The sequence below is a fragment of the Cellulosimicrobium sp. GQ32 genome, assembly GCF_059758455.1.
Window position 1 is genome coordinate 245399 of the sequence record NZ_JCAXEP010000006.1, and the last position, 24255, is coordinate 269653.

The 24255-nt window shown below is 73.8% G+C and carries 19 protein-coding genes; 12 read left to right on the plus strand and 7 right to left on the minus strand.

Annotated features, from left to right (window positions below; translation table 11 throughout):
* Positions 1-14 precede the first annotated feature (14 nt).
* Positions 15-635, plus strand: a complete 621-nt coding sequence (locus AC6CH9_RS12375) for a hypothetical protein (protein ID WP_498155143.1) — start codon at positions 15-17, stop codon at positions 633-635.
* A gap of 100 nt (positions 636-735) precedes the next feature.
* Here AC6CH9_RS12375 and AC6CH9_RS12380 read toward each other — a convergent pair whose 3' ends face one another.
* Positions 736-1776, minus strand: coding sequence for a hypothetical protein (locus AC6CH9_RS12380; RefSeq protein ID WP_498155144.1), 1041 nt, complete (start codon positions 1774-1776; stop codon positions 736-738).
* A 291-nt stretch (positions 1777-2067) separates the two neighbouring features.
* Positions 2068-3906, minus strand: coding sequence for a DUF4012 domain-containing protein (locus AC6CH9_RS12385; protein WP_498155145.1), 1839 nt, complete (start codon positions 3904-3906; stop codon positions 2068-2070).
* Between the two features lie 141 nt (positions 3907-4047).
* Between AC6CH9_RS12385 and AC6CH9_RS12390 the strand changes: the two genes are divergently transcribed.
* The 9 genes from AC6CH9_RS12390 (at position 4048) to AC6CH9_RS12430 (ending at position 13868) form a co-directional block, all read left to right on the plus strand.
* Entirely contained in the window at positions 4048-4611 is a 564-nt protein-coding gene (locus AC6CH9_RS12390; RefSeq protein ID WP_498155146.1) for an RNA polymerase sigma factor, read from the plus strand.
* 69 nt (positions 4612-4680) lie between these two features.
* Entirely contained in the window at positions 4681-6141 is a 1461-nt protein-coding gene (locus AC6CH9_RS12395; protein WP_498155147.1) for a hypothetical protein, read from the plus strand.
* Positions 6142-6430: 289 nt separating this feature from the next.
* The gene (locus tag AC6CH9_RS12400; protein WP_498155148.1) at positions 6431-7669 is read left to right on the plus strand and encodes an inositol-3-phosphate synthase; all 1239 of its coding nucleotides are present in this window, start codon (positions 6431-6433) and stop codon (positions 7667-7669) included.
* Positions 7666-8589, plus strand: coding sequence for an SCO3242 family prenyltransferase (locus AC6CH9_RS12405; RefSeq protein WP_498155149.1), 924 nt, complete (start codon positions 7666-7668; stop codon positions 8587-8589). The genes AC6CH9_RS12400 and AC6CH9_RS12405 overlap by 4 nt, the downstream gene beginning before the upstream one ends.
* Positions 8586-9545 carry a sugar phosphate isomerase/epimerase family protein gene (locus AC6CH9_RS12410; RefSeq protein ID WP_498155150.1) on the plus strand — a complete coding sequence of 320 codons (960 nt, stop codon included), beginning with the start codon at positions 8586-8588 and terminating at the stop codon, positions 9543-9545. Before AC6CH9_RS12405 ends, AC6CH9_RS12410 begins: the two co-directional genes overlap by 4 nt.
* Positions 9542-10246: an EboA domain-containing protein gene (locus AC6CH9_RS12415; protein ID WP_498155151.1), complete on the plus strand. Its 705-nt coding sequence runs from the start codon at positions 9542-9544 to the stop codon at positions 10244-10246. Before AC6CH9_RS12410 ends, AC6CH9_RS12415 begins: the two co-directional genes overlap by 4 nt.
* Complete coding sequence (locus AC6CH9_RS12420; protein WP_498155152.1) at positions 10246-11124, plus strand: TatD family hydrolase; 879 nt, start codon at positions 10246-10248, stop codon at positions 11122-11124. Before AC6CH9_RS12415 ends, AC6CH9_RS12420 begins: the two co-directional genes overlap by 1 nt.
* A gap of 12 nt (positions 11125-11136) precedes the next feature.
* Positions 11137-12453: a metabolite traffic protein EboE gene (eboE, locus tag AC6CH9_RS12425; RefSeq protein ID WP_498155153.1), complete on the plus strand. Its 1317-nt coding sequence runs from the start codon at positions 11137-11139 to the stop codon at positions 12451-12453.
* A complete protein-coding gene (locus AC6CH9_RS12430) occupies positions 12450-13868 on the plus strand; it encodes an alkaline phosphatase family protein (RefSeq protein ID WP_498155154.1) in 1419 nt (472 codons plus the stop codon). The genes eboE and AC6CH9_RS12430 overlap by 4 nt, the downstream gene beginning before the upstream one ends.
* A 137-nt stretch (positions 13869-14005) precedes the next feature.
* On the opposite strand, the gene gadC is transcribed toward AC6CH9_RS12430, so the two are convergent.
* From gadC to AC6CH9_RS12450, 4 genes are all read right to left on the minus strand, one after another.
* A complete protein-coding gene (gene gadC / locus AC6CH9_RS12435; protein WP_498155155.1) occupies positions 14006-15607 on the minus strand; it encodes a glutamate/gamma-aminobutyrate antiporter GadC in 1602 nt (533 codons plus the stop codon).
* A gap of 10 nt (positions 15608-15617) precedes the next feature.
* The gene (gad, locus tag AC6CH9_RS12440; protein ID WP_498155156.1) at positions 15618-17018 is read right to left on the minus strand and encodes a glutamate decarboxylase; all 1401 of its coding nucleotides are present in this window, start codon (positions 17016-17018) and stop codon (positions 15618-15620) included.
* Between the two features lie 214 nt (positions 17019-17232).
* Positions 17233-18180: a choloylglycine hydrolase gene (bsh, locus tag AC6CH9_RS12445; protein ID WP_498155157.1), complete on the minus strand. Its 948-nt coding sequence runs from the start codon at positions 18178-18180 to the stop codon at positions 17233-17235.
* Positions 18181-18330: 150 nt separating this feature from the next.
* Entirely contained in the window at positions 18331-19014 is a 684-nt protein-coding gene (locus AC6CH9_RS12450) for a DUF4241 domain-containing protein (RefSeq protein ID WP_498155158.1), read from the minus strand.
* A gap of 84 nt (positions 19015-19098) precedes the next feature.
* Here AC6CH9_RS12450 and AC6CH9_RS12455 point away from each other — a divergent pair, with 84 nt between their 5' ends.
* Positions 19099-19521, plus strand: a complete 423-nt coding sequence (locus tag AC6CH9_RS12455; protein ID WP_498155159.1) for a GNAT family N-acetyltransferase — start codon at positions 19099-19101, stop codon at positions 19519-19521.
* 90 nt (positions 19522-19611) lie between these two features.
* Here AC6CH9_RS12455 and AC6CH9_RS12460 read toward each other — a convergent pair whose 3' ends face one another.
* Positions 19612-23235, minus strand: coding sequence for a S8 family peptidase (locus tag AC6CH9_RS12460; RefSeq protein WP_498155160.1), 3624 nt, complete (start codon positions 23233-23235; stop codon positions 19612-19614).
* 288 nt (positions 23236-23523) lie between these two features.
* On the opposite strand from AC6CH9_RS12460, the gene AC6CH9_RS12465 reads away from it, so the two are divergent.
* Positions 23524-24252: a hypothetical protein gene (locus AC6CH9_RS12465; RefSeq protein WP_498155161.1), complete on the plus strand. Its 729-nt coding sequence runs from the start codon at positions 23524-23526 to the stop codon at positions 24250-24252.
* The last annotated feature ends 3 nt before the right edge of the window (positions 24253-24255 follow it).

Sequence of the window (24255 nt, forward strand, 5' to 3'; positions counted from 1 at the left end):
CGACCATCGTGCACGTGCAGCATCGAACGACCCGTTTCTCCCTCTCCCTGGCGGCTGTCGCGCTCGGCGGCGTGCTCCTGGCCGCGTGCTCCGGGTCCTCCGAGCCCGACGCGACCGCCGACGGAGGCTCGGGCCCGGCAACGGCCGAGGACCACGGCGCGCACGGCGCCCATGCCGACGAGGGCAAGGTCCCGGTCGGCCCTCTCCAGCTCCCGGCCGCGGAGTACTGGTCCGTGCTCCAGCCTGCCGACGGCCTCACGCAGGTCCGCGCGGGCGGTTGCCCCGAGGACGCGGTCTGCCCCAGCTTCGAGATCCTCACCGGCGCGGCCCTCGACGGCGTCGACCCCGCCGCGGCGCACGTGCCCGACGGCGCCACCTGTCCCGGAGGCGACGAGCTCGCCGCCCGCGCGGTCGGGGAGGCGTCGGAGTCGGAGGTCGAGGTCGCCGGCACGCCCGCCACCCTGGCGCGCTGGACGCTCTCGTGCGTCGACGCGTCCGGCGCGGAGGTACGCACCGTCGAGCAGCTCCAGTGGTACGTCCCGGACGCCCCCGGCGGTGCGGTGCTCGTCGTCGACCGCTGGGCCTTCGAGGGCCTGGAGTCGCGCCTGGCGGCCGGAGGCTGGGCGGCCGCCTGACCGATCGGTCCCCGTCCGGGTCGCCACGGTCGTGAGCCGGACGGACGAAGGCCTCGCACCCTGGCGGGTGCGAGGCCTTCGTCGTGCGTGCGGTGTCCGGTCAGCCCTTGCGGGTCCGGCGCGTCAGCAGGACGATCGCCGCGCCGACCACGGCGAGCCCGGCCGCGATCGCCGCGTACAGGCCGACCGTCGCGCCGGTCTCCGCGAGCGTCGGGTTCTGGCTCCCGGCGACGGGGTTGTCGACCGGCGTCACGCCGGGGAAGCAGTTGCTCGTGTCCTGCGGGTACGTCACGGGGACCGTCACCTCGGGGTTCACGGCGAACGTCACGTCCACGGTGCCGGTGGCCCAGCCGTGGGTCGCGGTGTTGATCCACATGTTGTTCACGAGCTCCCAGCCCTCGTCGGCCGGCAGGTCCACGAAGCGCTCGGGATACGCACCGGGCCACAGCACCCGTCCGCTGAGGGGGAGGTCTGCCATGACCTCGTCCTCACCGTCGGGGTTGTGCCAGGTCAGGGTGGCCGTCGTGTTCGGCGTCCCGGTGACCGAGACCCCGTAGTCGAGGTAGGAGACGCCCTCGACGCAGACGGGCGTGAGCACGTCGACCTTGATCGTCGGCTCCGGGGTGCCGGGCGGGTTCGTCGCGCACTCCGGTGTCGACGGCGGGTAGGCCACGACGGTCTCGGCCGTCGGGTTGACCTCGAAGACCACCGTCACGCCCGCGCGGACCCAGTCGAACTCGTCGCCGACGACCCACTCGCCGTCCACGAGGCTCCAGCCGGGCCAGTCGACCGGGTTGCCCGCACCGTCGACCTCGGCACCGGGCCACAGGACGCGGCCCGAGAGCGGCAGCCCGGACTGGACGACGTCCTCGCCGTCAGGGTTGACCCAGGTGATCGAGAGCGGGTTCGCCTCGTCGTTCTCGTAGTTCTCGGGAAGCTCGAAGACGTAGTCGAGGTAGGGGACGTCGCCGTCGCAGACCGGCGAGGCCACGGTGATCTCCGGGACGTAGGTCTCGGGGTCGGTGGTCGCCGCGCTCGCGGACGTCGCGACGACGGGGACGGTCAGGAGCGCGACGACCGCGGAGAGCGCTCCGACGAGCACCGCCCGTCCCGTGCTGCGCAGACCCTTCGAGGTACGCATGGCTTCTTCACCCGTCTCGGTTCAGGGATTGTGGAGTTCCGGTACACAGAGAGCCCCGGAGTGCGGTCCGTGATGCATCGTGCGCCACAGGCCGGTGGCACGGGTCGAGCGACAGGCGCCCAGAATAGCGAGGATCGAGACCCGAACTGGACGGTCGTCCGGGTGAATTGTGGTCGCCAGGACCATCGTTATCGCGCCGTGATCCCCGGCGTGATCCTGCGCGTGCTCCGGTGCGTGGACCGGGCCGATCGAGGGCGGTGCCGTCGGCGTCGTCCCGGTCGCGGCGACGGTTCACCCGCACGCGGCGACCGGGACCACCGCGAGGCCGGGCGTCGACACCGTCGGGGTCGTCCAGACGTCGATCGTGGCGTCGGCGCCCGGACGGGCCTGCATGCCGGGCGAGGTCACGGTGAACGAGACCGTCGTGCCCTGACCGGGCGCGAGCTCGACGGGGAGCGAGGACGCGCGCCGGCCGCCCACGTCCGCGACGAGCGCTCCCGTCGGTGCCCCGCCCACCCGGACGGTGCCGACCTCGCCGCCGCGCGGCGGGTAGAGGACGACCACCGTGCGCACGTTCCCCGGGGTGACGCCCGAGATGCCGCCGCCGGTGACGTACCACGGCAGGCTCGTCCCGGCGTCGGCCGGCGCGGTGGACGTGAGGGCGGCGCTGAAGGTGTCGACGCGCCCGCCGTCGGTGCACACGCTCCCGGTGAGCCGGACGTCCGTGTCGAGGTAGTAGCCCATCTTGCCGCCGGTGGCGTCGTTGAGGAACACGCCGACGGAGCTCGCCGCGCGGTCGGCGGTGTCGATGTCGCCCGCGACGACCGTCCCGGCCAGGCGGTCCTGCTCGTCGGGGTGCGCGGACCAGAGGAGCACGCGGTGCTCGTCCGCGCCGCGGGCGAGGGCGTCGCGGGCGAGGCCGGGGTCCGCGGCGCCCGCGAGGAAGGTCCCGAGGACGGTCGACGCGACGGAGGCGAAGAACGCGTCCGTCTGCTCCCCGGGCTCGAGCTCCGCGTAGGCGTCCGAGAGGAGGACCTGGACGACGTTGCCCGCGTCGAGCGCGACCGTCTCGTCGCCGAACGGCACGTCGATACCCCCGGTGGCCTCGAGCAGGTAGGACAGCGCGACAGGGTCGATCGCCGCCACGCCGTCCACCGCCTCGCCCTGCGACTGCTCCCACATGGCGGCAGTGAGCTCGGCGGTCGTGGGGAAGTCGGGCGTGAGCGGGGTGTCCTGCACGTACCTGCCCACGCGGTCGGTGAAGAGCTGCTCGACCCCAGGCTCCAGCGGCAGGACGGGCTCGGGGAACGGGGGGACGTCGGCCGTCGACGCCTGGCGTTCGAGCGAGACGGCGCCGTCGTCGACCGTGAGGACCGCGAGCGCCCCGGGGATGCCGCCGCCCGCGCGCAGCTCCGCGGTGTTCAGCGAGACCAGGAGGTACCGCCGCGGCGCGTCGGCGCCGAGCATGGCCGGGCCGAGCGCGGTGAGGCGGTCGGCGGTGCGCACGACGGGGCGCAGGTCGTCCGTGCGGGCGACGAGCGACGCGTAGGGCTCGGCGATCTCCTGGTGCAGGGCGGCGGGGTCGACGCGGGCGAGCCGGGCGTCGATGTCGTCGAACACGTCCGCGGCGCGCGCGACCGCCGGCGCGGCGTCGACGAGCGGTGCGAGGTCGACGCCGCCGTCCGCGATCGTCAGGCTGTCTCCCTCGACCGCAGCGAGCGCCTGCGTGAGCGACGGCAGGACGACCGCCGCGAGGTCGTCCACGGTCGCGGCCGCGGCGGAGAACGCCCGGACGTCCTGGCCGTACACCGGGAGGTGCGCGGCCAGGGACCACAGCGGGCCGTCCGTGCTCGCACGCGCGGTCGCGGTGAAGGGCTGGACCCGGTCCAGGGCGGCCTCCGCGGAGTCCACGTCGCCGGCGCGCAGCGCCTCCTCGGCCGCGGGGACCTCGTCGAGCGCGCGGGTCAGCGCGTCGCGCGCGGCGAGGGCGTCGCGGGCGAGGAGGGCGACGCAGACCACCAGGAGCACGGCGAGGAGGATCAGGCCCCAGCCCAGCCAGGACGCCCAGTGCCGACGTCGTCGGCTGCCCGTGTGGCGGGGCGGCAGGTCGACCGGCTCCGTCGTCGTCATGCCCCACAGCGTAGGTGCTGGGCGCTGGCAGGATCGGTGCCGTCGCGGGTGAGGTTCGGGTGAAGGATGTGCCGTGCAAGGAACGGGCCCCCCGGGACACAGAGCGGTTGACAGCCCCGACCCCCCCGACGAGGAGCCGCCGTGACGACCGACGAGGGCAACGACGTCGATGCCGACGCCGCCGTCCACGACGAGGCCTGGTTCGCCGCGCTCTTCGCCGCGCACGCGACGCCGCTCTACCGCTACTTCCGCCGCCGGCTGCCGAGCGCCGCCGGTTCCGTGGGGCCCGATGCCGACGACCTCACGGCCGAGGTCCTCGCGACGGCCTGGCGGCGCCGCGCGGACGTGCCCGACGGCGCCGAGCTCCCGTGGCTGTACCGCACCGCGGGCTTCGTCCTCGCCAACCACCGGCGCAAGGCGCGGGCGGTGCCTGTCGCCGAGGTGCCGGACCGCGGTGACGAGGGAGCGGACGTCGAGCACGTCGTCGTGCAGGACGACGAGGTGCGGCGCGCACTGAGCGCGCTCTCGGTCCGCGACCGGCGCATCCTCCTCCTGCACGCGTGGGAGGGACTGGGTGGCGAGGACCTGGCGGCGGTCCTCGGCACGTCGCGCGGGGGCGCCGACGCCGCGCTCTCGCGGGCGCGGGCGCGGTTGCGCACCGCGTGGGCGGAGCAGTCGGCCCTCGCGCAAGAGTCGGGCGCCTGAGCACACATCACGGGTAGACCCGACCGGCCGCGCCCCGCGGCACGGCTCCGGCAGTACCTGGAGGGCGACATGACCACCCACACCCCCGACCAGCCCGACGACGCCGACCTCGCACGCCTCCGCGCCGCCGACCCGGCCGCGAGCGTCGCACCGGACGCCGCCGCGCTGGAGGCCGCGGTCCGTGACCGCGTCCCCGAGGCGTTCGCCGCCGGGGCGGCGGCCGGTACGTCCGACGGCGCCCCGCTCTCCGGTCCTGACGGTCCGACGGCGACGCTCGTCGACGAGCTCGCCGAGCGACGTGCCCGACGCCTGCGCCGGCGAGCGCCGCTCCAGGTCGCCGCCGCCGTGGCCGGCGTGCTCGTCGTCGGTGCAGGCGGCTACGCGCTCGGCACGGGGGCGGTCGGGGCCTCGTCCGCGGGGGACTCGGCCGTCGAGTCCACGGCGCTCGCGCCCATCCGGCTCGGCGCGGCCGACGCGCCCGCGGAGGACGCCGCGGGCGGTGCGGTCGCGCCGGAGCGCCTGGCCGCCGGGTCGCGGGCGACGGCCGACATGGCCTACCCAGGGTTCTGGGGCGGCCGCACGGTGTTCCACCAGGAGGGTCTCTCGACGCAGGGGGCCAGCGCGGACGCGTGGGCGTACGACGCCGCGGGCGTGTACTCGCAGGAGACGGCGCGCCGCACCGCGGACGCCCTGGGGGTCCCTGGCGAGGTGCGCGAGGAGTACGGGTCGTACGTCGTGGGGTCGACCGACGGGACCGGGCCGAGCGTGTACCTCCAGGCTGACGGGCTCGCGAGCGTGAGCTACAACGACCCGACGAAGGACCCGTGGGCCTGCGTCGTCGTGACGCCGATGCCGGCGGAGAGTGACGAGGGCTCGGGGAGCTCCGGCGCGGATCCGGGAACGTGCGAGGAGTCCGACCACGGTGCGCCCCCGAGCGGTGCGGACGCCGTGGACGCGCTCCGTGACGTGCTCGGGTCGCTCGGCCTGGACGCTGCCGGGTACGAGGTCGTGGCGGAGGAGCAGGCGGCCGACGAGGGCGCGCCGCGGGCGACGACCGTGACCGCGTACGAGGTCGTCGAGGGGCAGCGCACCGGGACGCAGTGGAGCGCCACGTACTCCGGTGCCGGGCTCGCGTCGCTGTACGGGAGCCTCGCTCCGCGCGTCGCGATCGGCGCGTACGACGTGGTGAGCCCGGCCGAGGCGGTGGACCGCCTCGGTGACCCGCGGTTCGGCGGGGGCGGCATGATCGCCCTCGCGCGCGAGGACGCGACCGCGCAGGCCGTGCCCGAGATCGCGCCCGTCGAGCCGGAGGCGCCGACCGTGCCTCCGACGGTCGGCGAGGGCGCCCGGTTCGCGTGGCCGGTCACGGACGTGACGATCAGGGACGCGCGCCTCGGCCTCGCGGTGGAGTACCAGCCCGACGGCGCGGCGGTGCTCCTGCCGGCGTACGAGCTGTCCGACGCCGACGGCAACGTGTGGTCGGTCGTGGCCGTCGCCGACGACCAGCTCGACTTCTCTCCTGCGGGCTGAGCCCGCCTCGCCGGGGACGACCTGGCGGCCGGCATCCGGGCGATGCCGGCCGCCGGGGCGTCTCCGGCGTGCGCTTTTGCATCGTGCAAGCGTCGCGCTCCGCGAAAGTGGCCCCGCTTTTGATTGACCATCGACAAAAGTGTGACTAGGGTCGCAGCAGACCGGGCGCCCACCGGGTCGGAGAGCGATTCACGCCCTCGTCCGGGCGTGCGGTCCGACGATGGCAGGGAGGCCATCGTCGTCGTGCTCGGCGGCGCTCCGGCGCCTGCCGACGGGAACGGGAGCAACGATGCACCACTTCGCTTCTGACGGCTCGTCAGACCGCCCTGCTCCGGACGCGCGCACGGGGCTCTGGCTCGTCGGCGCCCGCGGCTCCGTCGCGACCACCGCGACCCTCGGCCTCGCCGCCGTCGCGGACGGGCGTGCCGCGCCGACGGGGTGCGTCACGGTCTCCGAGCCCTTCGCGTCGGCCCCGCTCCCGGCGTTCGGTGACCTCGTCGTGGGCGGCCACGACATCTCCGACGTCTCGATGGTCAAGCACGCCGAGCAGCTCGTCGAGGCCGGGATGATCGCGCCCCGCCTGCTCACCGCCGCGCACGCCGCGCTGGAGCGCGCCGACGCCGAGGTCCGGCCGGGCTACACCGCCCACCCCGCCGAGGGGGCGCCGCGCGAGTCCCAGCAGGCCGCCGCGGAGCGCCTGGCCGCGGACATCGTCGACTTCCGCGAGCGCCACGGCCTCGCGCGCGTCGTCGTGGTCGACCTCGTGTCGACCGAGCCCCTGCCCGAGCCGGGCCCCGAGCTCGCCGACCGGGAGCTCCTGCGCGCCGCGCTCGCGGACCCGGAGCGCGCCGTGCTCCCGCCGAGCTCCGTGACCGCGTACGCCGCCCTGCTCGCGGGTGCCCCCTTCGCGGAGTTCACGCCGTCGGCGAGCATGCACCTGCCGGTGCTCCTCGAGCTCGCCGCCGAGCGTGGCGTCCCCGTCGCGGGCCAGGACGGCAAGACCGGCCAGACGTGGCTGCGCACGATCCTCGCGCCCGCCTTCGCCGCGCGCGGCCTGCGCGTCCTGTCCTGGGCCGGGGCCAACCTGCTCGGCGGCGGCGACGGCGCGACCCTGGCCGACCCGGAGGCCGTGCAGAGCAAGCTCGCGTCCAAGTCCCGCGGCCTGCAGGACCTCACGGGCAGCCAGGTCACCCCGCTGCACATCGACAACGTGCCGGACCTCGGCGACATCAAGGTCGCGTGGGACCACGTGCACGTCGAGGGCTTCCTCGGGTCCCGACTCACGCTCCAGACCACGTGGTCGGCCTACGACTCGATGCTCGCGGCGCCGCTCGTCCTCGACCTCGCGCGCCTGCTCGCGCTCGCCGACGCCGCCGGGTACGGGGGCCCGGTCCCCGAGCTCGGGTTCTTCTTCAAGGACCCGTGGGGGAGCGACGTGCACGACTTCGCGGCGCAGACCGTGGCGCTCGCGGACTGGGTCCGCGAGGCGGCGGCCCGCGTCGGTGCCGCACCGGCCGACCGGCCGTGACCGGCTCCCTCCACGACCACCTGGACCTCGTCCGCGCCCCCGCGGTCCTCTCGGTGGTCGGTGACACCCTCGCGGGCGCTGCCGCCGCCGGTCACGCGCTCACGGCGCGCCGCGCGCTGCTCCCGCTCGCGTCCGCGTGCCTCTACGCGGGCGGCATGGCGCTCAACGACTACGCCGACCGGGAGCTCGACGCCGTCGAGCGGCCCGAGCGGCCCATCCCGTCCGGGCGCATCTCCGAGGGCCGCGCGCTCCGGGTCGCGGTGGGGCTCACGGGCGCGGGCGTCGGCCTTGCCGCCGCAGGCGGGGGAGCGCGGGCGCTCGCCGTCGCCGTCCCGCTGGCGGCGAGCGTCTGGACCTACGACACGGTCGCCAAGGAGCACGCCGTCGGCCCCGTCGTCATGGCCGCGTGCCGCGGGCTCGACGTCCTGCTCGGCGCGGGCGTCGGGCACCTGCGTGCCGCGCTGCCTGCCGCGGCGGGGATGGCGGTGCACACCGCGGGCGTCACGTTCGTGTCGCGCGGCGAGGTGCACGGCACGACGTCGTCCCTCGCGGCCGGCGTGGCCGCGGCCACCGCGGTGGGCGGGGCCGTCGTCGGCGTCGGGGCGCTGCGCCGCGGACGCCCGGCCGGGGACGGGCCGGGTCGGGCGACGCGCGTCGCCACGGCGGTCGCCGGGGCCGTCGCGGCGGGTGCCTACCTCGTGACAGCGCTGCCTCGTCAGGTGGACGCCGCGATCACGCCGTCGGCGGGCAACGCCTTCGCGGCGACGAAGGCGGGGATCCGCGCGATGCTGCCGCTCCAGGCGGCGTGGGCGGCGCGCGGAGGCAGCCTCGCGTCGGTGGGCGTGCTGGCGGGCGTCGAGCTCGCTGGTCGGCTCCTGCGCCGGGCCGGTCGCGGGCGCGCCGAGATGAGCGAGACGTGACCGCGCACGGGACACGGCAGGCGCTGCCCTTCGCGCTCGGGTACGGCACCAACGGCTTCACGGACCATCCGCTCGACGTCGCGCTCGACGTGCTCGACCACGAGGGCTACGGCGCCGTCGCGCTCACGCTCGGGTTCCCGCACCTCGACCCGTTCGCGGACGGGTGGCGCGCGGAGGTCGACGCGCTGCGCGCGCGCCTCGCCGCGCTGCACGGCGGCGCCGGGATGCGGGTCGTCGTCGAGACGGGCACGCGGTTCCTGCTCGACCCGTACCGCAAGCACCGGCCCACGCTCGTGGACGCCGAGGCCGGTGCCCGGCTGCGCTTCCTCCGGCGGGCGGTCGAGATCGCGGCCGCGCTCGACGCGGAGTGCGTGTCCTTCTTCTCGGGCGTCCTGCCCGACGGCGCGTCCCCGGCCGAGGGCTGGTCGCTCCTGCGCGACCGACTGCCCGGGCTCGTCGAGCACGCCCGCGACCACGGCGTGCGGCTCTCGCTCGAGCCCGAGCCGGGGATGCTCGTCGAGACCGTCGGCGACGCGCTGCGGCTGCGCGACGAGCTCGGCGGAGATGCGGGGGACCTGGCGGACCTCGGCGTGACCGTCGACGTGGGCCACTGCCTCGTCGTCGAGCCCGACGGCGTCGTGGGCGCGCTGCGCGCCGCCGCCCCGTACCTCGCGAACGTCCAGCTCGACGACATGCCGCGCACGCATCACGAGCACCGCCCGTTCGGCGAGGGCGAGATCGACCTGCCGCTCGTGCTCGCGACCCTCGTGGACGTCGGGTACACCGGCGTCGCCGCGGTCGAGCTGCCCCGCCACTCGTACGACGCGCCGGGCCTCGCGCGCCGCAGCATGGCGGCGCTCCGTGACGCGCTGCCGCCGGCCCGGGACCGACGCTCCGCCGTGCCCGTGCCCGACCAGGAACCACCCGTCTCCGACCACCCCCAGGAGGTGCCATGACCGAGCCAGCCCCCGCCGCCCCCGCGGCCCAGGACGGCGCGACCACCGAGGGCGAGCGCTGGCTCGCCGAGGCGCGCGCCGCCGTCGAGCAGGACCCCGCGGCCGTGTCGCGCGCGTTCGCGCTCGCCGGTCGCAAGGTCGGCCGCACCCCGGTCCGTCCCGAGACCGACCCCGCCGGCGTCGTCCACGGGACGGTCGACGACGGCGCGCGCGCGGCGCTCGTGGTCGCCCTCGCCGAGGCGGTAGCGCGCCGCGGGTCGGACGCCGACGCCGCGCTCGCCGCTCGCCTCGCCGACCTGTACCAGCACGGCGACACAGCCGAGCGCCGCGGCGTCCTGCGCGGGCTCGACGCGCTCACCGAGCGCGGGACGCTCGCGGGCGACTCCGCCGCCTCGGTCGTCGCCGTCGGGCGTGACCTCGCCGCCGACGCCCTGCGCACCAACGACCAGAGCCTCGTCGCCGCGGCCGTCGGGCCGTTCGCGGCCGCGCACCTCGACCCGCACGCGTGGCGCCACGCCGTGCTCAAGCTCGTGTTCATGGGCGTGAGCCTCGACGCCGTCGCCGGCCTCGACGACCGCGCGGACGACGAGCTCGCGCGCATGGCGCGCGACTTCGCCGCCGAGCGCCGCGCCGCGGGCCGCGTCGTGCCCGACGACGTCGCCCGCCTCGCCCCTGACGTCACCACCGGGAGGACCGCCTGATGCGCATCTTCGACCCCCACATCCACATGACCAGCCGCACGACGGACGACTACGAGGCCCTGTACGCCGCGGGCGTGCGCGCGCTCGTGGAGCCGGCGTTCTGGCTCGGCCAGCCGCGCACGAACGTGGGGTCGTTCCTCGACTACTTCGACGCGCTCCTGGGCTGGGAGCGGTTCCGCGCCGCGCAGTTCGGCATCCGCCATCACGCGACGATCGCCCTCAACCCCAAGGAGGCGAACGACGCGCGCTGCCGAGAGGTGCTCGACGAGATCCCGCGCTACCTGCTCAAGGACGGCGTCGTGGCCGTCGGCGAGGTCGGGTACGACTCGATGACGCCCGAGGAGGACGAGGTGTTCTCCCGCCAGCTCCAGATGGCGCGCGACGTCGAGCTTCCGGTCCTCGTGCACACCCCGCACCGCGACAAGCTCGCGGGCACGCGCCGCACGCTCGACGTCGTGCGCGAGTCCGGCGTGCCGTCGGAGCACGTGCTCGTCGACCACCTCAACGAGACCAACGTGGCGCTCGTGCTCGACGCCGGCGCGTGGGCCGGGTTCTCGATCTACCCGGACACGAAGATGGACGAGGACCGCATGGTCGCGATCCTCCAGGAGCACGGCACCGACCGGATGATCGTCAACTCCGCGGCGGACTGGGGGCGGTCCGACCCGCTCAAGACGCTCAAGACCGGTCGCGCGATGCTCGCTGCCGGGTTCTCCGAGGACGACGTCGACAAGGTGCTGTGGCGCAACCCCGTCGAGTTCTACGGGCAGTCGGGCAACCTCGTGCTCGACCCTGTGCCGGGCTTCGTCGAGGGCGACCTCCCGACGCCCGGCGTCGAGTTCGAGGGCTCGTCCGTGCTGCGCGGCGTGCGGGCGTAGGGCGGCACCACCGTGCTGTTGTCGTACTGCACCAACGTCCACCCCGCCGAGGACCTCGACGGGGTCGTCGAGCAGCTCGTGACCTACGCGGGCCCGGTCCGCGTGGCCGCAGGGCTCGACGTCCTCGGGGTCGGGCTCTGGATGCCCGCGACGCTCGCACACCGGCTCGCCGCGTCGCCGGCCGACCGGGCGTGGCTGCGCGCCGTCCTCGACGAGCAGGGACTCCAGGTCCACACGCTCAACGCGTTCCCGTACGGCGGTTTCCACGCGGACGTCGTCAAGCTCGACGTGTACACGCCCACGTGGGCGCAGCCCGAGCGGCTCGCGTACACGCTCGAGTGTGCCGAGGTGCTCGCGGACCTCCTGCCCGACGGCGTGGCGGGGTCGATCTCGACCCTCCCGCTCGCCTGGCGCGAACCGTGGTCCGCGGCCGACGACGACGCGGCGACCCGCGCGTTCGTCGCCCTCGGCGCGGGGTTGCGCGACCTGCACGAGCGGACGGGGAAGGTCGTGCGCGTCGCGGTCGAGCCCGAGCCGGGCTGCGTGCTGGACACGGTGGACGACGTCGTGGCCTGGCTCGCGGCGCGCACGGGTGGTGACGGTGCCGAGGCGGCAGCCGGGGAGGAGCGGATCGACCCCGAGCACGTCGGGGTGTGCCTCGACACGTGCCACCTCGCGGTGTCCTTCGCGGACCGCCGCGCGGGGACGGCGGCCACGGTGCGTCGCATCACCGACGCCGGGCTGCGCGTGGTCAAGGTGCAGGCGTCGGCGGCGCTCCACGTGGACGAGCCGTCCGACCCGGCCGCGCGCGCGGCCGTCGGCGCGTTCGCCGAGAAGCGCTACATCCACCAGGTGCGCGAGCTCACGGCGTCGGGCGACGTCCTCGCCGCCGACGACCTGCCCGACGCCCTCGGCGACGGGCCTGCGCCCGGGCCGGGGGACGCCGTCGGGCACGCGCTGCCGGGCGAGGGGCCGTGGCGCGTGCACTTCCACGTGCCGCTGCACCACGAGCCCGCGGCGCCGCTCGCGGCGACGACCGACGTCCTGCGCGACGCCGTCGACGCCGTCCGGGCGGCCCCGCACGGCGACGAGGCGCACCTCGACGTCGAGACGTACACGTGGTCGGTGCTCCCGGAGGGCGCGGCGACCGACTCGCTCGTCGCGGGCATCGCGGCCGAGCTCCGCTGGGCCACCACCCACCTGACCCCCACCCCCGCCGAACACGACATGAGGGACGCGAACGAGCCTTTGACGGCGCCCATGTCGGGTTCGCCGACGGGCCATGTCGTGCTCGGCGAGAAGGACACCACCACCAGGAGGACCGCATGAAGCCCGTGCTGCTGCTCGACGTCGTCGGGCTCACCTCGACCGCGCTCGCGCACATGCCGCGACTGCGCCAGCTCGCCGCGAGCGGCTGGCAGTCCGAGCTCGCGACGGTGCTGCCCGCGGTGACGTGCAGCGTCCAGGCCACGATGACGACGGGGCTCAGCCCGTCGCAGCACGGGATCGTCGGGAACGGCTGGTACTTCCGCGAGCTCGGCGACGTGTACCTGTGGCGGCAGCACGCCCGGCTCGTCGAGGGCGAGAAGCTGTGGGAGGCCGCGCGCCGGGCGCGCCGCGAGTACTCGTCGGCGAACGTCTGCTGGTGGTACGCGATGGGCATGACGACGGACGTCACCGTCACGCCGCGCCCGATCTACCACGCCGACGGTCGCAAGTCCCCCGACGCGTACGTGCGCCCCCCGGCGCTGCACGACGACCTCGTGGGCCGGTTCGGCGAGTTCCCGCTGTTCACGTACTGGGGCCCGACGGCGGACATCTCGTCGTCCCGGTGGATCGTCGACGCGACGCGGCACGTGCTGCGCACGCACGCCCCGGACCTCACGATGGCGTACGTCCCGCACCTCGACTACGACCTCCAGCGGTTCGGACCGACGTCGCCGCAGGCCGACGCCGCCGCGGCCGAGCTCGACGCGACCCTCGCGCCGCTGCTCGACGACGCCGCGAACCAGGGCGTGACCGTCCTCGTGGTCTCCGAGTACGGGATCGCGGACGCCGACCGGCCCGTGCACCTCAACCGGATCCTGCGTCGCGAGGGCCTGCTCGAGGTCTACGTGCAGGACGGCAAGGAGCAGCTCGACCCGTGGACGTCGCGCGCGTTCGCGGTGGCGGACCACCAGGTCGCGCACGTCTACCTGGGCGACCAGCACGACCCCGGGCTCCAGCGGCGCGTCGCCGACCTGCTGCGTGGGATCCCCGGGGTCGACGAGGTGCTCGACCGCGAGGCGCAGGCCCGGTACGGGCTCGACCACGAGCGCTCCGGCGACCTCGTCGTCGTCGCGGAGCCGGGGGCCTGGTTCACGTACTACTTCTGGCTCGACGACGCGCGGGCGCCGGAGTACGCGCGCGGCGTCGACATCCACCGCAAGCCCGGCTACGACCCCGCCGAGCTGTTCTTCGACCCGGCCGACAAGCTGGCGAAGGCGAAGGCGGGCCTCAACCTCGTGAAGAAGAAGGTCGGCCTGCGGTACGCCATGAGCACCGTCCCGCTCGACGCGTCGTACGTGAAGGGCTCGCACGGCCGGCTGCCCGGCTCCTCGGCGGACACCCCGCTCGTGCTGTGCTCCGACGCCGAGGTGCCGGCGTCGGTCGCGGGGATCGTCGAGAGCGACTCGGGCCAGGTCCCGGCCGCGGCGATCAAGGGCCTGGTGCTCGAGCTGCAGGGCCTGGGCGCGCGCGTCTGACCGGGGCTGCCCGGCGCCGAGCCCGCTACCGGGGAGAGGCGCTCGTCGAGCCAGCTCGCGACGCGCAGGCCGACCACAGCGACCTCAGCGACCCGTCGGAACCGTTCGCCACGACGATCGGCGGCCGGTGCGCGTACCTAGCTGTCGCCGCGGGAGGGCGGGTTGACCAGGATGCTCTCCGTCGATTCGCTCTCACCCGGCGTGCGCTGGTCCCACGAGGGCTTGCGCAGGGCGTAGAAGAGCAGCGGAGGCCCACCGAGGACCACGACGACGGCCGCCACCACGAACGGGTAGGCACCGGGCGGGACTCCGGTGAAACCCTCGGGCGGGACGAAGGCGAGGACGAACGCTACGGCGCACGCGACGAAGCCGACGCCCGCGACCGCCTTCATCGCGGGGGTGCGGTAGGACCGCACCACGTCCGGCTTGGAGCGGCGGAGCCGGATGGCCGCGGCGAACATCATCATGTACATGATCAGGTAGAGAGCGGCCGCCATGTCGATGAGCGCGATGAACGCCGTGTTGATGTTCGGGATGACGATGAAGAGCAGCGCCAGGACGGACACGACGACACCCTGGGCCCCGAGGATGCCCACCTGCACACCCGCCTTGTTGCGCTTCTGGAGCGAGGGGGGCAGCAGGCCGGTCCTGGCCGCGGCCAGCAGGCCTCGCGAGGGACCGGCGATCCAGGTGACGACGGACGCGAACGCTCCGAGCGCGATGAGCGCCGAGATCGCGGTGACGGCCCACGGCATGTCCCACTTGTCGAAGAAGACCTCGAACGCGAGGTTGATGCCGTTCGTCAGGCCCAGCTCCTTCTTGGGGACCGCGACCGCCATGGCGATCGTGGGCAGGATGAAGACGAGCAGGATGAGGAACGTGGCGATCGCGATCGACCTGGGGAACCCCCTGCCGGGGTTCTTGAGGTCGTTCGCGTGGACGGCGTTGACCTCCATCCCTGCGTACGCGAGGACGTTGGAGACCACCAGGACGATCGACGCGATCCCGGTCCACGGCGGGACGACGGCGGACGCCTCCAAGGACGTCTCGGACTTCTCGCCCGTGGCGAGCCAGATCGCGCCGAGCACGATCAGCAGGACGGCAGGGAGCAGCGTTCCCAGGATGCCGCTCCACGACCCCACCTTGGCGAACAGGTTGCCACCCTTGAGCGTGATGAGCGTGGATCCCCAGTACAGGACGAGGATCACGACCGCGGTGTACAGGCCGTTGTCCGCCAGACCCTGGTTCCCGACCACGAACGACAGGCTGGCCGCGATGAAGGCGATCTGCGTCGGGTACCAGACCACGTTCTGGATCCACTGCAGCCAGATGGCCGTGAAGCCCATCCGGTTGCCGAAGGCCTCCCGGACCCAGGTGTACACGCCGCCCTTCCACCCGGTGGCCAGCTCCGCGGCGACGAGGGCCGTCGGCACGAGGAACACGATCGCGGGGATGACGAACAGGGTGATGGACCCGAGTCCGTAGGCCCCCATGGCGGGGAGCGAGCGCAGCGAGGCCACGGTGACGACCGTGAGCATCGCGAGCTGGAAGACCGAGAGGAAGGTCGTCGCGGTCGCGGCGGGAGCGCCGATGGCCGGCCCGGTGTGCTGCGGGTCCTGACCGTACGGGTGCGGGGCGACGTGCTCAGGCCCGGGTGCGTGGGTTCCGTCCGCCCGGACGAAGGGACCCCGGAGGGCCGCCTTCGACCGGGCGCGGTCGCCCGGCTGGCTCGTGGTCATGTCTGCCCCCTCAGTGGTGGAACCCTGGGTGCTGGCCCTCGACGGGCATGGGACCCGACAGGGCCTCGAGGTAGTCGACCTCGGTGCGCAGGTCGTCGATCAGCGCGTGCGCGAGGTCCATGCTCAGGCCGTTGCGGACGACGATGCGCTGGACGGTGAGCGTCTCGAGGTCCGCAGGCATGGGATAGGCCGGGACCAACCATCCCTTGAGCCGCAGACGGTCCGACAGGTGGTACAGGTTCCAGTTCTCACCGTGCCCCTCGGCGACGCTCCAGGCGAAGACGGGGATGTCGCTCCCGTCGTTCCACAGGTCGAACTGCGGCATCTTCGCGATCTCGCCGGAGAGGTACTTCGCGACGTCCTGCGATGCCTGCTGGACCTTCCGGTAGCCCTCGAACCCGAGGCGCAGGAACAGGTAGTACTGGAGCAGAACCTGTGCGCCCGGGCGCGAGAAGTTGAGGGCGAACGTCGGCATGTCACCGCCGAGGTAGCTGACGCGGAAGACCAGGTCCTCGGGGAGCGACGCCACGTCGCGCCAGACGACCCAGCCGAGCCCCGGGTAGACGAGCCCGTACTTGTGCCCCGAGGTGTTGATCGACGCGACGCGCGGGACCCGGAAGTCCCACTCGAGGTCGGGCTGGAGGAACGGCGCGATCATCGCGCCCGACGCGCCGTCCACGTGGACGGGGACGTCCAGGCCCGTCGACTCCTGGATCCGGTCGAGGGCCGCGGCGATCTCGGTGACGGGCTCGTACATCCCGGTGTACGTGACCCCGAGGATCGCGACGACCCCGATCGTGTTCTCGTCCACGTACTTCTCGAGCTCGAACCCGTCGAGCACCTTGTGCTCGTACGAGATGGGGACGTATCGCGCCTCGACGTCCCAGTAGTTGCAGAACTTCTCCCAGCACACCTGCACGGCGCTCGACAGGACCAGGTTCGGCTTCTCGGTCGACTTCCCGGCGGCCCGGCGCGCGTGCTGCCAGCGCCGCTTGAGCGCCAGCCCGCCGAGCATCGCGGCCTCCGACGACCCGATGGTCGACGTCCCGATCGTGCCCTCCGGGTCCGGGGCGTGCCACAGCCCTGCCAGCATCTTCCAGCAGCGTGTCTCGATCGCCGCGGTGGCCGGGTACTCGTCCTTGTCGATCATGTTCTTGTCGGCGGTCTGCTCGTACAGCCGCTGGGCCGACGGGTCCATCCACGTCCCCACGAACGTCGCGAGGTTGAGGCGTGCGTTGCCGTCGAGCATGGCCTCGTCGTGGACGATCTGGTAGGCCGTCTCGGGCAGGGACTCGTCCTGCGGCAGGACGTTGCGGGGCAGCTCGGTGGCCTCCCCGGGTCGGGCGAAGAGCGGGTTGAGGGCGACGACGTCGCGGTCCTCGGACTGTGCACCACGGGTTGATCCAGACATGGTCTTCCCTTCGTCGAAGGTCGTCGGCGCGGCGCGGCGATGCGCCTGGGCTCGTGCGGTGGAGCGTCTCGAGCACGAGACGGACGGAAGGTCCGTGGGGTCTCCCACCAGGTGTGCACCTGCGCTCGTACCGGCAGGAGCCGCAGGTCCGGCCCGGCGAGCGGGTCAGCGCCGCTGCGATGTCGGGGGAGCAGGCACGCTGCTCGGCCTCGTGCTAGGCGAGGACGAGCTTCGAGCCGTCGGCGGCGTGGTCGGCCATCGCGACGCTCCGGACGGCCGGGTCCTCATAGGTGTTCCAGTAGTAGGTCGCCGTCCTGGAGGAGAAGAGCCCCGTGTAGACCGTGATCTCGAACTCGCCCGACCCCATCGCGGCGCAGCCGTCCACCATCGCGACCTGCTGCAACGTGTGGAACGCCCGGCTGACGTTCTCCGCCTCGGTCCCACGGGTCGGGTAGTGGGAGTTGACGTACGCCGCGCGGACGAATCGCGACGGGGAGTAGTAGTCGCCCGGGATCCCCCGCATGTGCGAGCCGGAGCCGAACGGGGCGAGGTGCGCCCGGCCGACGACGGTGTCCTCGGGGAAGTCGGGCGAGGCGTTGAGGTAGTTGCGCAGGTTCTCATGGTGCCAGGTGAACCCGGGCTGGTTGGTGAGGACGTCCACGTCGTCGTCGAAGACGTGCATCCCGTCGGCCGTGTGCTCCACGACGATCGCGCGCCGGGAGTCGCCGATGATCCAGTGGAGCATCGAGCTCGGGTACGCGTCGTTGATCGGCCGGTCGACGATCACCACGTCGCGGAGCGCCGCCTCCACCTCGTCCACGGTCGTGAACTGCGCGCACACCCACAGGGGGAACTCGTACGCGGCGACGTTCACCGCACCCTCGACCGGGCCTGGCGCGTAGTGCGCATATCCGGGGAAGTTGAGTCCGGCCACGGCCAGGCCCGCGTCGTTGCCGCAGTCGAAGTAGAGCGGGGTGTCCTCCTGCACGATGCCCATCCCGATGGTCGCGTGCTCGATGCCGCGGACGGCACCGAACGGCGAGCTCGGGGAGTAGCCGGTGGGCGTCACGACGACCTGCTGCCCGAACCCGCTCGTCCAGTCGAGGTTTCGTGCGAGGTAGACGCCACCGTGCTCGTCCGAGAACCTGATTCCAGTGCACATGTGGATCGCCCCCGCCATTGCCGACCCAGCTCGCGGCGGGGGCACCCGTCGGTCACTGTGTCGTGCCGTGATCCCATGGTTGCGCCGGACGACCGGGCTTGCCACTCCAGAGCGACGTCGCGTCGGCTCCGCTGCTCCGTCCGGACGGGGTCAGTCGTCGTCCGGGAGGGCGACGAGGAGGTCGAGGTGCAGGCCGAGGACGGTGCCGTCGGCCGCGACGGTGCGCACGAGCGGGTAGAAGCCGTCGCCCCACCCCGAGTGGGAGAGCACGACGTTCTCGCCCTCCTGGGCGCCCGGGAGCAGGATGTTCGCCGACCCCTCGCGCAGGTGGTCGGGCGAGTCCGTCAGCGCGAACCAGCTCGTGTCCGTGCCGTCGTCGAACACCTCGTCGTACCAGTCGCCGTCCGGCATGAGGCGCGCGACGGCGTCCGCGTCCGCGAACGCGACCGTCCCGGCGTCCACGGGCACGCCGTAGGCCGCACCGGCCTCGGGAGGCCCGTCGGCGCCCTCGGGGACGACCGGCTCGACGGCCGCCACCTCGCCCTCGGCGAGCACGACGCTCAGGTACGCCTCACGCAGGTGGGAGCCGTCCTGCTCGTCGGAGACGTCGGCGACGGTGACGCGCACGGGGTACCGGCCCGGCTCGACCTGCACGACGAGACCCTCGCCGAGCAGCGTGAACGGGTCGGACGCCTCGAGCCGGCCGCTGGGCAGGACGATCTCGCCCAGGTCGTGCACGGCGAGGCGCAGGCCGGGGCCTCCGGCGGGCCCCGTCCCCGCGGCGGAGCCGGGGCGCAGGGCGAAGAACGTGTCAGGGGTGGGGAAGTCGCTCACGCCGCGAGCGTAGCCGCCGGAGCCGACGTGCCGCCCGAGAAGGCGCCCCTGCGCGCGCGGCGCGGGGGCGGGCATCATGTCAGGGTGTCCCTGACCACCGACGACGACCCTCGCCACCTGGACCGCGACTGGATCTGGCGCATGCTCTCGACCGAGGTCTACTGGCACCGCTGGCGGGAACGCGCCGACGTGGAGCGGCAGATCGACGGCGCGTGGCGGGTCGTCGGCGTCTACGACGGGGCGACCGGTCGCCAGGTGGGGTTCGCCCGGGCAGTGTCCGACGGTGTGAACGACGCCTACCTGGCAGACGTGGTCGTCGACCCGGCGGACCGCGGTCGTGGTGTCGGCACGCTCCTCGTGCGGACGATGATCGACGAGGGCCCCGGGTCGCGGTTCCGCTGGACGTTGTTCACCGACGACGCCCACGGGCTCTACGCGAAGTTCGGGTTCGAGACCCCTGACCGCACGGCGATGGTGCGGCCCGGCACGCGTCGTCTCGCACCCTGACGCGGCGAGGGCCGCCACCCGGTCTCGGATGGCGGCCCTCGCCGTCGTGCGTACGGCCGACTGCTGACGGCCGCTGGCGGCCGATGACGACTACGAGCAGCTCAGCGCCTCGTAGTCGGCGTCGTAGGTCGTCGTGACCTCCTCGCCGTCGACCTCGGCGGTGAGGGTCGCGGTCACGGACCCGGCGTCGAACGACGCGGAGCGCGACGAGAAGGACTGGTAGGCGTTCTTGCCGTCCTTGACGTTCGGGAACGTCTTCTCGCCGTACGGCGTGGTGACCACGACGTCGGCCGTGGCGCCCGACTCGTTGAGCACGCGGACCGCGACGTGCGCCTTGCCGCCGAGGCAGCGCGCCTCGGCGGTGACCGTCGCGTCGACGACGGCGGACGTCGTGACGTCCACGGTCTGCCAGCGCTTGGTCGGCGTCGCGTTGTGCAGGTGCAGCAGCAGGAGCTTGCCCCTGCCCGCCTCGGCCGCGGCCTCCGAGCGGTGCACCGGGATCGACGTGTCGTCGGCCCCGACGTACAGGAGCTGGTCGCCGCCGTCGAACCAGTAGGCCGGGTCGTACGGGTCACCCGTGAACGTCTCGGTCGCGTCGACGAGCTGGTCGGCGGCCTGGGAGTACGGCGAGTACGTGAGGACCTGGAAGGTCGGCACGTCGCCCTCCTCGATGCCGAGCGAGCCGATGCCCACCGGGATCACGACGACGTTGTTGTCGAACACCGAGGTGTCGACGTTCCCCCACACGGAGTTGATCGGCTGGAGGTCGACGTTGTCGCCGGCCTCGTACGCCGTCCCGTCCGGAGCGGTCCAGTCCTTGAGGGTGAACGTCGCCGCGAGGGTCAGGTCGGTCTCGCTGTTGTACTTGATCGCCGCGACCTCGAAGTCCGCGGTGCCGTCGGAGTCGACGTCCACCTCGACCGCCGGGATCGACACCGAGCCGAGGCTCGCCCACTGCCCGTCGACCGCGACGCCGATGCCGATGACGCCGTCGGCGGGGTCGCCGCCGTCCGCCGCGACCTGCGGCGCCGTCGACGTGAAGCCGACCGCGCGCACGTCGGCCGCCGCGATGGCCGACGCCGAGGCCCCGACCGCCGCGTCCGCCTCGAGGCGCGGGCTCGTCGTCTTGAGCTCGAACGGCGCGACGAGCGAGTACCAGCCGCCCGAGGCCACGCCGCGGCCGTCGAGGTCGAGGTCGGCGGTGGTCGCCGAGCCCGGGAACGCCACGGCCTTGCCGGACAGGTCGCTCACGAGCTTCGGCGACGCCTGGACCGGGACGCGCAGCGCGGCGCCGCCGTCCGTCGGGGTGAGGACGACGCGGCCGCTGACCGACGACACGTAGTCGCGCGGCACGCCGAGGCCGGAGTCGTCCGACGACGTCGGGTCGAGCTCCTTGGCGAGCGTCGCCGGGTCCGCGGTGAGCGTCACGGTGACGACCGTGCGCTGACCCGCGGGGACGGTGACCGACGCCGGGGCGACGGACACGGTCGCGCCGCCCGCCGTGCTCGACTGCGCGAAGCTCGTCGCGTACGTCTTCGGGGCGTCGCCCGTGTTCTGCACGGTCACGGTCTTGCGCACGGTCACGGTGTCCTTGCCGACCGGCACGACGCCGAACGCCACGGACACCTGGTCGGAGTCCTGCGACGCGTAGGCGAGCGTCGTGTTCCCGACCGCGTCGACGGCGTCGACGCGCCCGGAGCCCACGCGCTCGGGGCCGTAGGCGGTGCCCGTGCCCGACGGCCCGGTGAAGACGTCGTGCGTCGCGGTGTTCATGACCGACGCCTTGACCTCGGCCGGCGCCCAGCCCGGGTGGGCCTCCTTGACGAGCGCCGCGATGCCCGCGACGTGCGGGGTGGCCATGGAGGTGCCGGACTTGATGCTCGCGCCGTCCAGGTGACCCGACGCGACGGAGGCGATCCCCGTGCCGGGGGCCGCGACGTCGGGCTTGGCGATGCCGAGCGAGCCGTGCACGCCGCGCGACGACCCGCTGTTGAGCGTGTCGCCGATCTCCGGGATCGAGACGAACGACGACAGCGCGAGCGACGGGCCGATGGTCATCGTGACCTCGCCGGCCTCGATCGCCGGGCGCAGCGCGTCGTGGCTCGGGCCGGTGAGCTGGGCGCCGGGGATGCCCGCGTTGCCCGCGATGCCCGCGACGAACGACGGGAGCTCGGAGGAGAGCAGCACGCCGACGGCGCCCGCGGCCTGCGCGTTGTTGAACCGCGCGGCGCTGCCGCACGCACGCGTCGCGTCGTTGTCGTCCCAGTAGAGGAACGCGATCTTGCCGTCGACGGCCGCGGCCTGCTCGGGCGTGAACGCCTGGCAGCCCGAGAAGTCGTCCGCGACGAACGCGACCGGTGCGGTCACGTCCGCGCCGCCCGCGTAGCTCTGGGAGTTCTGCGCCGGGTACGGGCCCGCGAGCGACGCCGGCGCCTCGACGCGCACCGCGTCGAACGTCTGGGTGTCGCCGACGGAGTTCGCGACCGTGAGGGCGGTGCGTGCGTTGCCGGGCGAGCCGCCGACGTCGGTCACGTCGCCCGCGTTGCCCGAGGCGATGACGGACAGCGTGCCGAGGCGCGAGAGCTGGTCGATGAAGAGGTTCTCCGGGTCGTCCGCGGGGGAGCCGTCGGAGCCGAGGGAGAGGTTGACGATGTCGAGGCGGTCGGACAGGTCGCCGTCGCCGTCGGGGTCGGCCGCCCACTCGAGCGCGTCGACGACGACGCCCGTCGAGCCGCCGAGGTCGCCGAACACCTTGAGCGCGTACAGGCCGGCCTCGGGCGCGGAGCCCGGGCCGACCTGCCAGTCGGAGATGTCGGTGAGGGTGGAGTAGTCGCCGTCGAACGTCTCGCCGTCCGCCGTGACGCCGTACGCCGCCGTCGTGCCGGCCACGTGCGAGCCGTGGCCCGAGCCGACCGAGTCGAGCGAGTCGATGGGGTTCTCGTCGGGCGTCGGCACGAGCGTCGTGCCGGGGACGGTCCCGCTCGCGTCGTAGTCGTACCCGGCGAAGTCATGGCCGCCGAGGAACTTCAGCTCGTCGTACGTGCCCTCGGGGACCGGGCCGGTGCCGCGGTCGCCGTAGGCCTCGTCGAACGCCTCCTGGGTGCCGGGGCCGCCGAACGCCTTGTGCGTGTAGTCGATGCCCGTGTCGATGATGCCGATGCGCACGCCCTCGCCGGTGAGGCCGGTGCTCTGCCACGTCTCGAGCGCTCGCGTGAACACGTCCGTGCCCTTGTTCGCGGGCTTCTTGGGGATGATCCGGTACACCGTGACGACCGAGGCGTCGCGCGCGAGGTCGCGCACCCGGGCCGCGTCGCCCGTGACGACGACGCCCGCGACGAGCGTGCTCGTCACCGACACCTGCTGCGGGTCGCGCGCGCCGGCGCTGCGGGCGGTCGCCTGCTGCGGGACGACGTCGTCCGCGAGCTGCGCGACCTCCTGCGCGTTGGCCTCGACCTCGTCGGGGCTCGCGCCCTGCGCGGTCAGGTCGACCGCCGACGGCGCGTCCAGCTCGACGAACGCCGTGACGGTGCCGGTCGCCTTCGCGAGGGACGGGGCGACCTTGTCCGTAGGGGCGAGGGAGGCGCCCGACTGCACGCCGAGGGAGTCCCCGGGGTCGGGCGGCGGGTCCGCGACGGCAGGTGCGGCGGCCGCGGCGACGACGGCGAGGCTCGCGGCGGCAGCGGTCAGCGACACGGGCAGAGAACGGTGCTTCATCGACACTCATCTCCCCGGCAGGGCCGGTTCGGCGAAGGGTTCGTGGATGGGTCCTTCCCAGCGGTCTCGCCCGGGTGGGACGGAGGCCACCCGAGCACGGTAACGAACGAGTGCCCGACCTGCCCAGCGGCGGGTGCGGAGGTCGGCGACACGCCGGAGACAACGGGCACCGCACGCTCTACGATGCGGGCGGGGTCACAGGACGTGGCCGTCCTGTGGGAGTCCCCTTCCCGCGGCAGGTCCACGGGGTGCGAACCCGGGGGCGTGGCCCACGCAGAAGGAGAAACCATGACCAGATCCTCGCTCCGCGTCCTGTCCGCCACGCTCGTCGCCGGACTTGTCCTCAGCGCCGCCGCCGCGGCGCCGGCCCTCGCGTCGGAGCCGGACCTGCGGGTCGTGACCTGGGACCGTGGCGCCGCCCCCGCCGACGACGCGCAGGTCTCGACCGGCGAGAGCTGCGCGGTCGAGGCGCAGCCGCTCCTTCCGGGCCAGGACCCCGACACGCTCCCGCCCGCGCCCGAGGTGTGCTTCGGCTCGCTCGAGGAGGCGCTCGAGTTCGTCTCGGGCGGCGACGTCGCCTCGTCGCGGCTCGCCGACGCGACGCCGGCGGAGGTCGAGGGTCTGGTCTCGGAGCTCAACGCGTCGGCGTCGCCGGCCCCGGCCGGGCAGCGCCTCGCCGGGACGGAGCGCGCCACCACCGCCGCTGCCGCCAGCTCGCTCGTCCTGGGCGTGCTGTGGCGTGACGCGAACTACAAGGGCGCGTCCAAGGTGCTCTACGGCTCGGGCACCAACGGGTGCTACACCGGCTCGACCTACGGCTTCCCGAACCTCGCGAACCTGCTCATGAACAACGTCGTCACCTCCGCGACGACCTACGCGGGCTGCTGGGTGACCCTCTACGACGCCTACAACTACGCGGGCGCCAAGAAGAACTGCACGCCGCACTGCGCGACGCTGGGCACGTTCGACAACAAGGCGTCCTCGGTCGTCTACCGCCCGGTGGGCCAGCTCGGCTGAGCC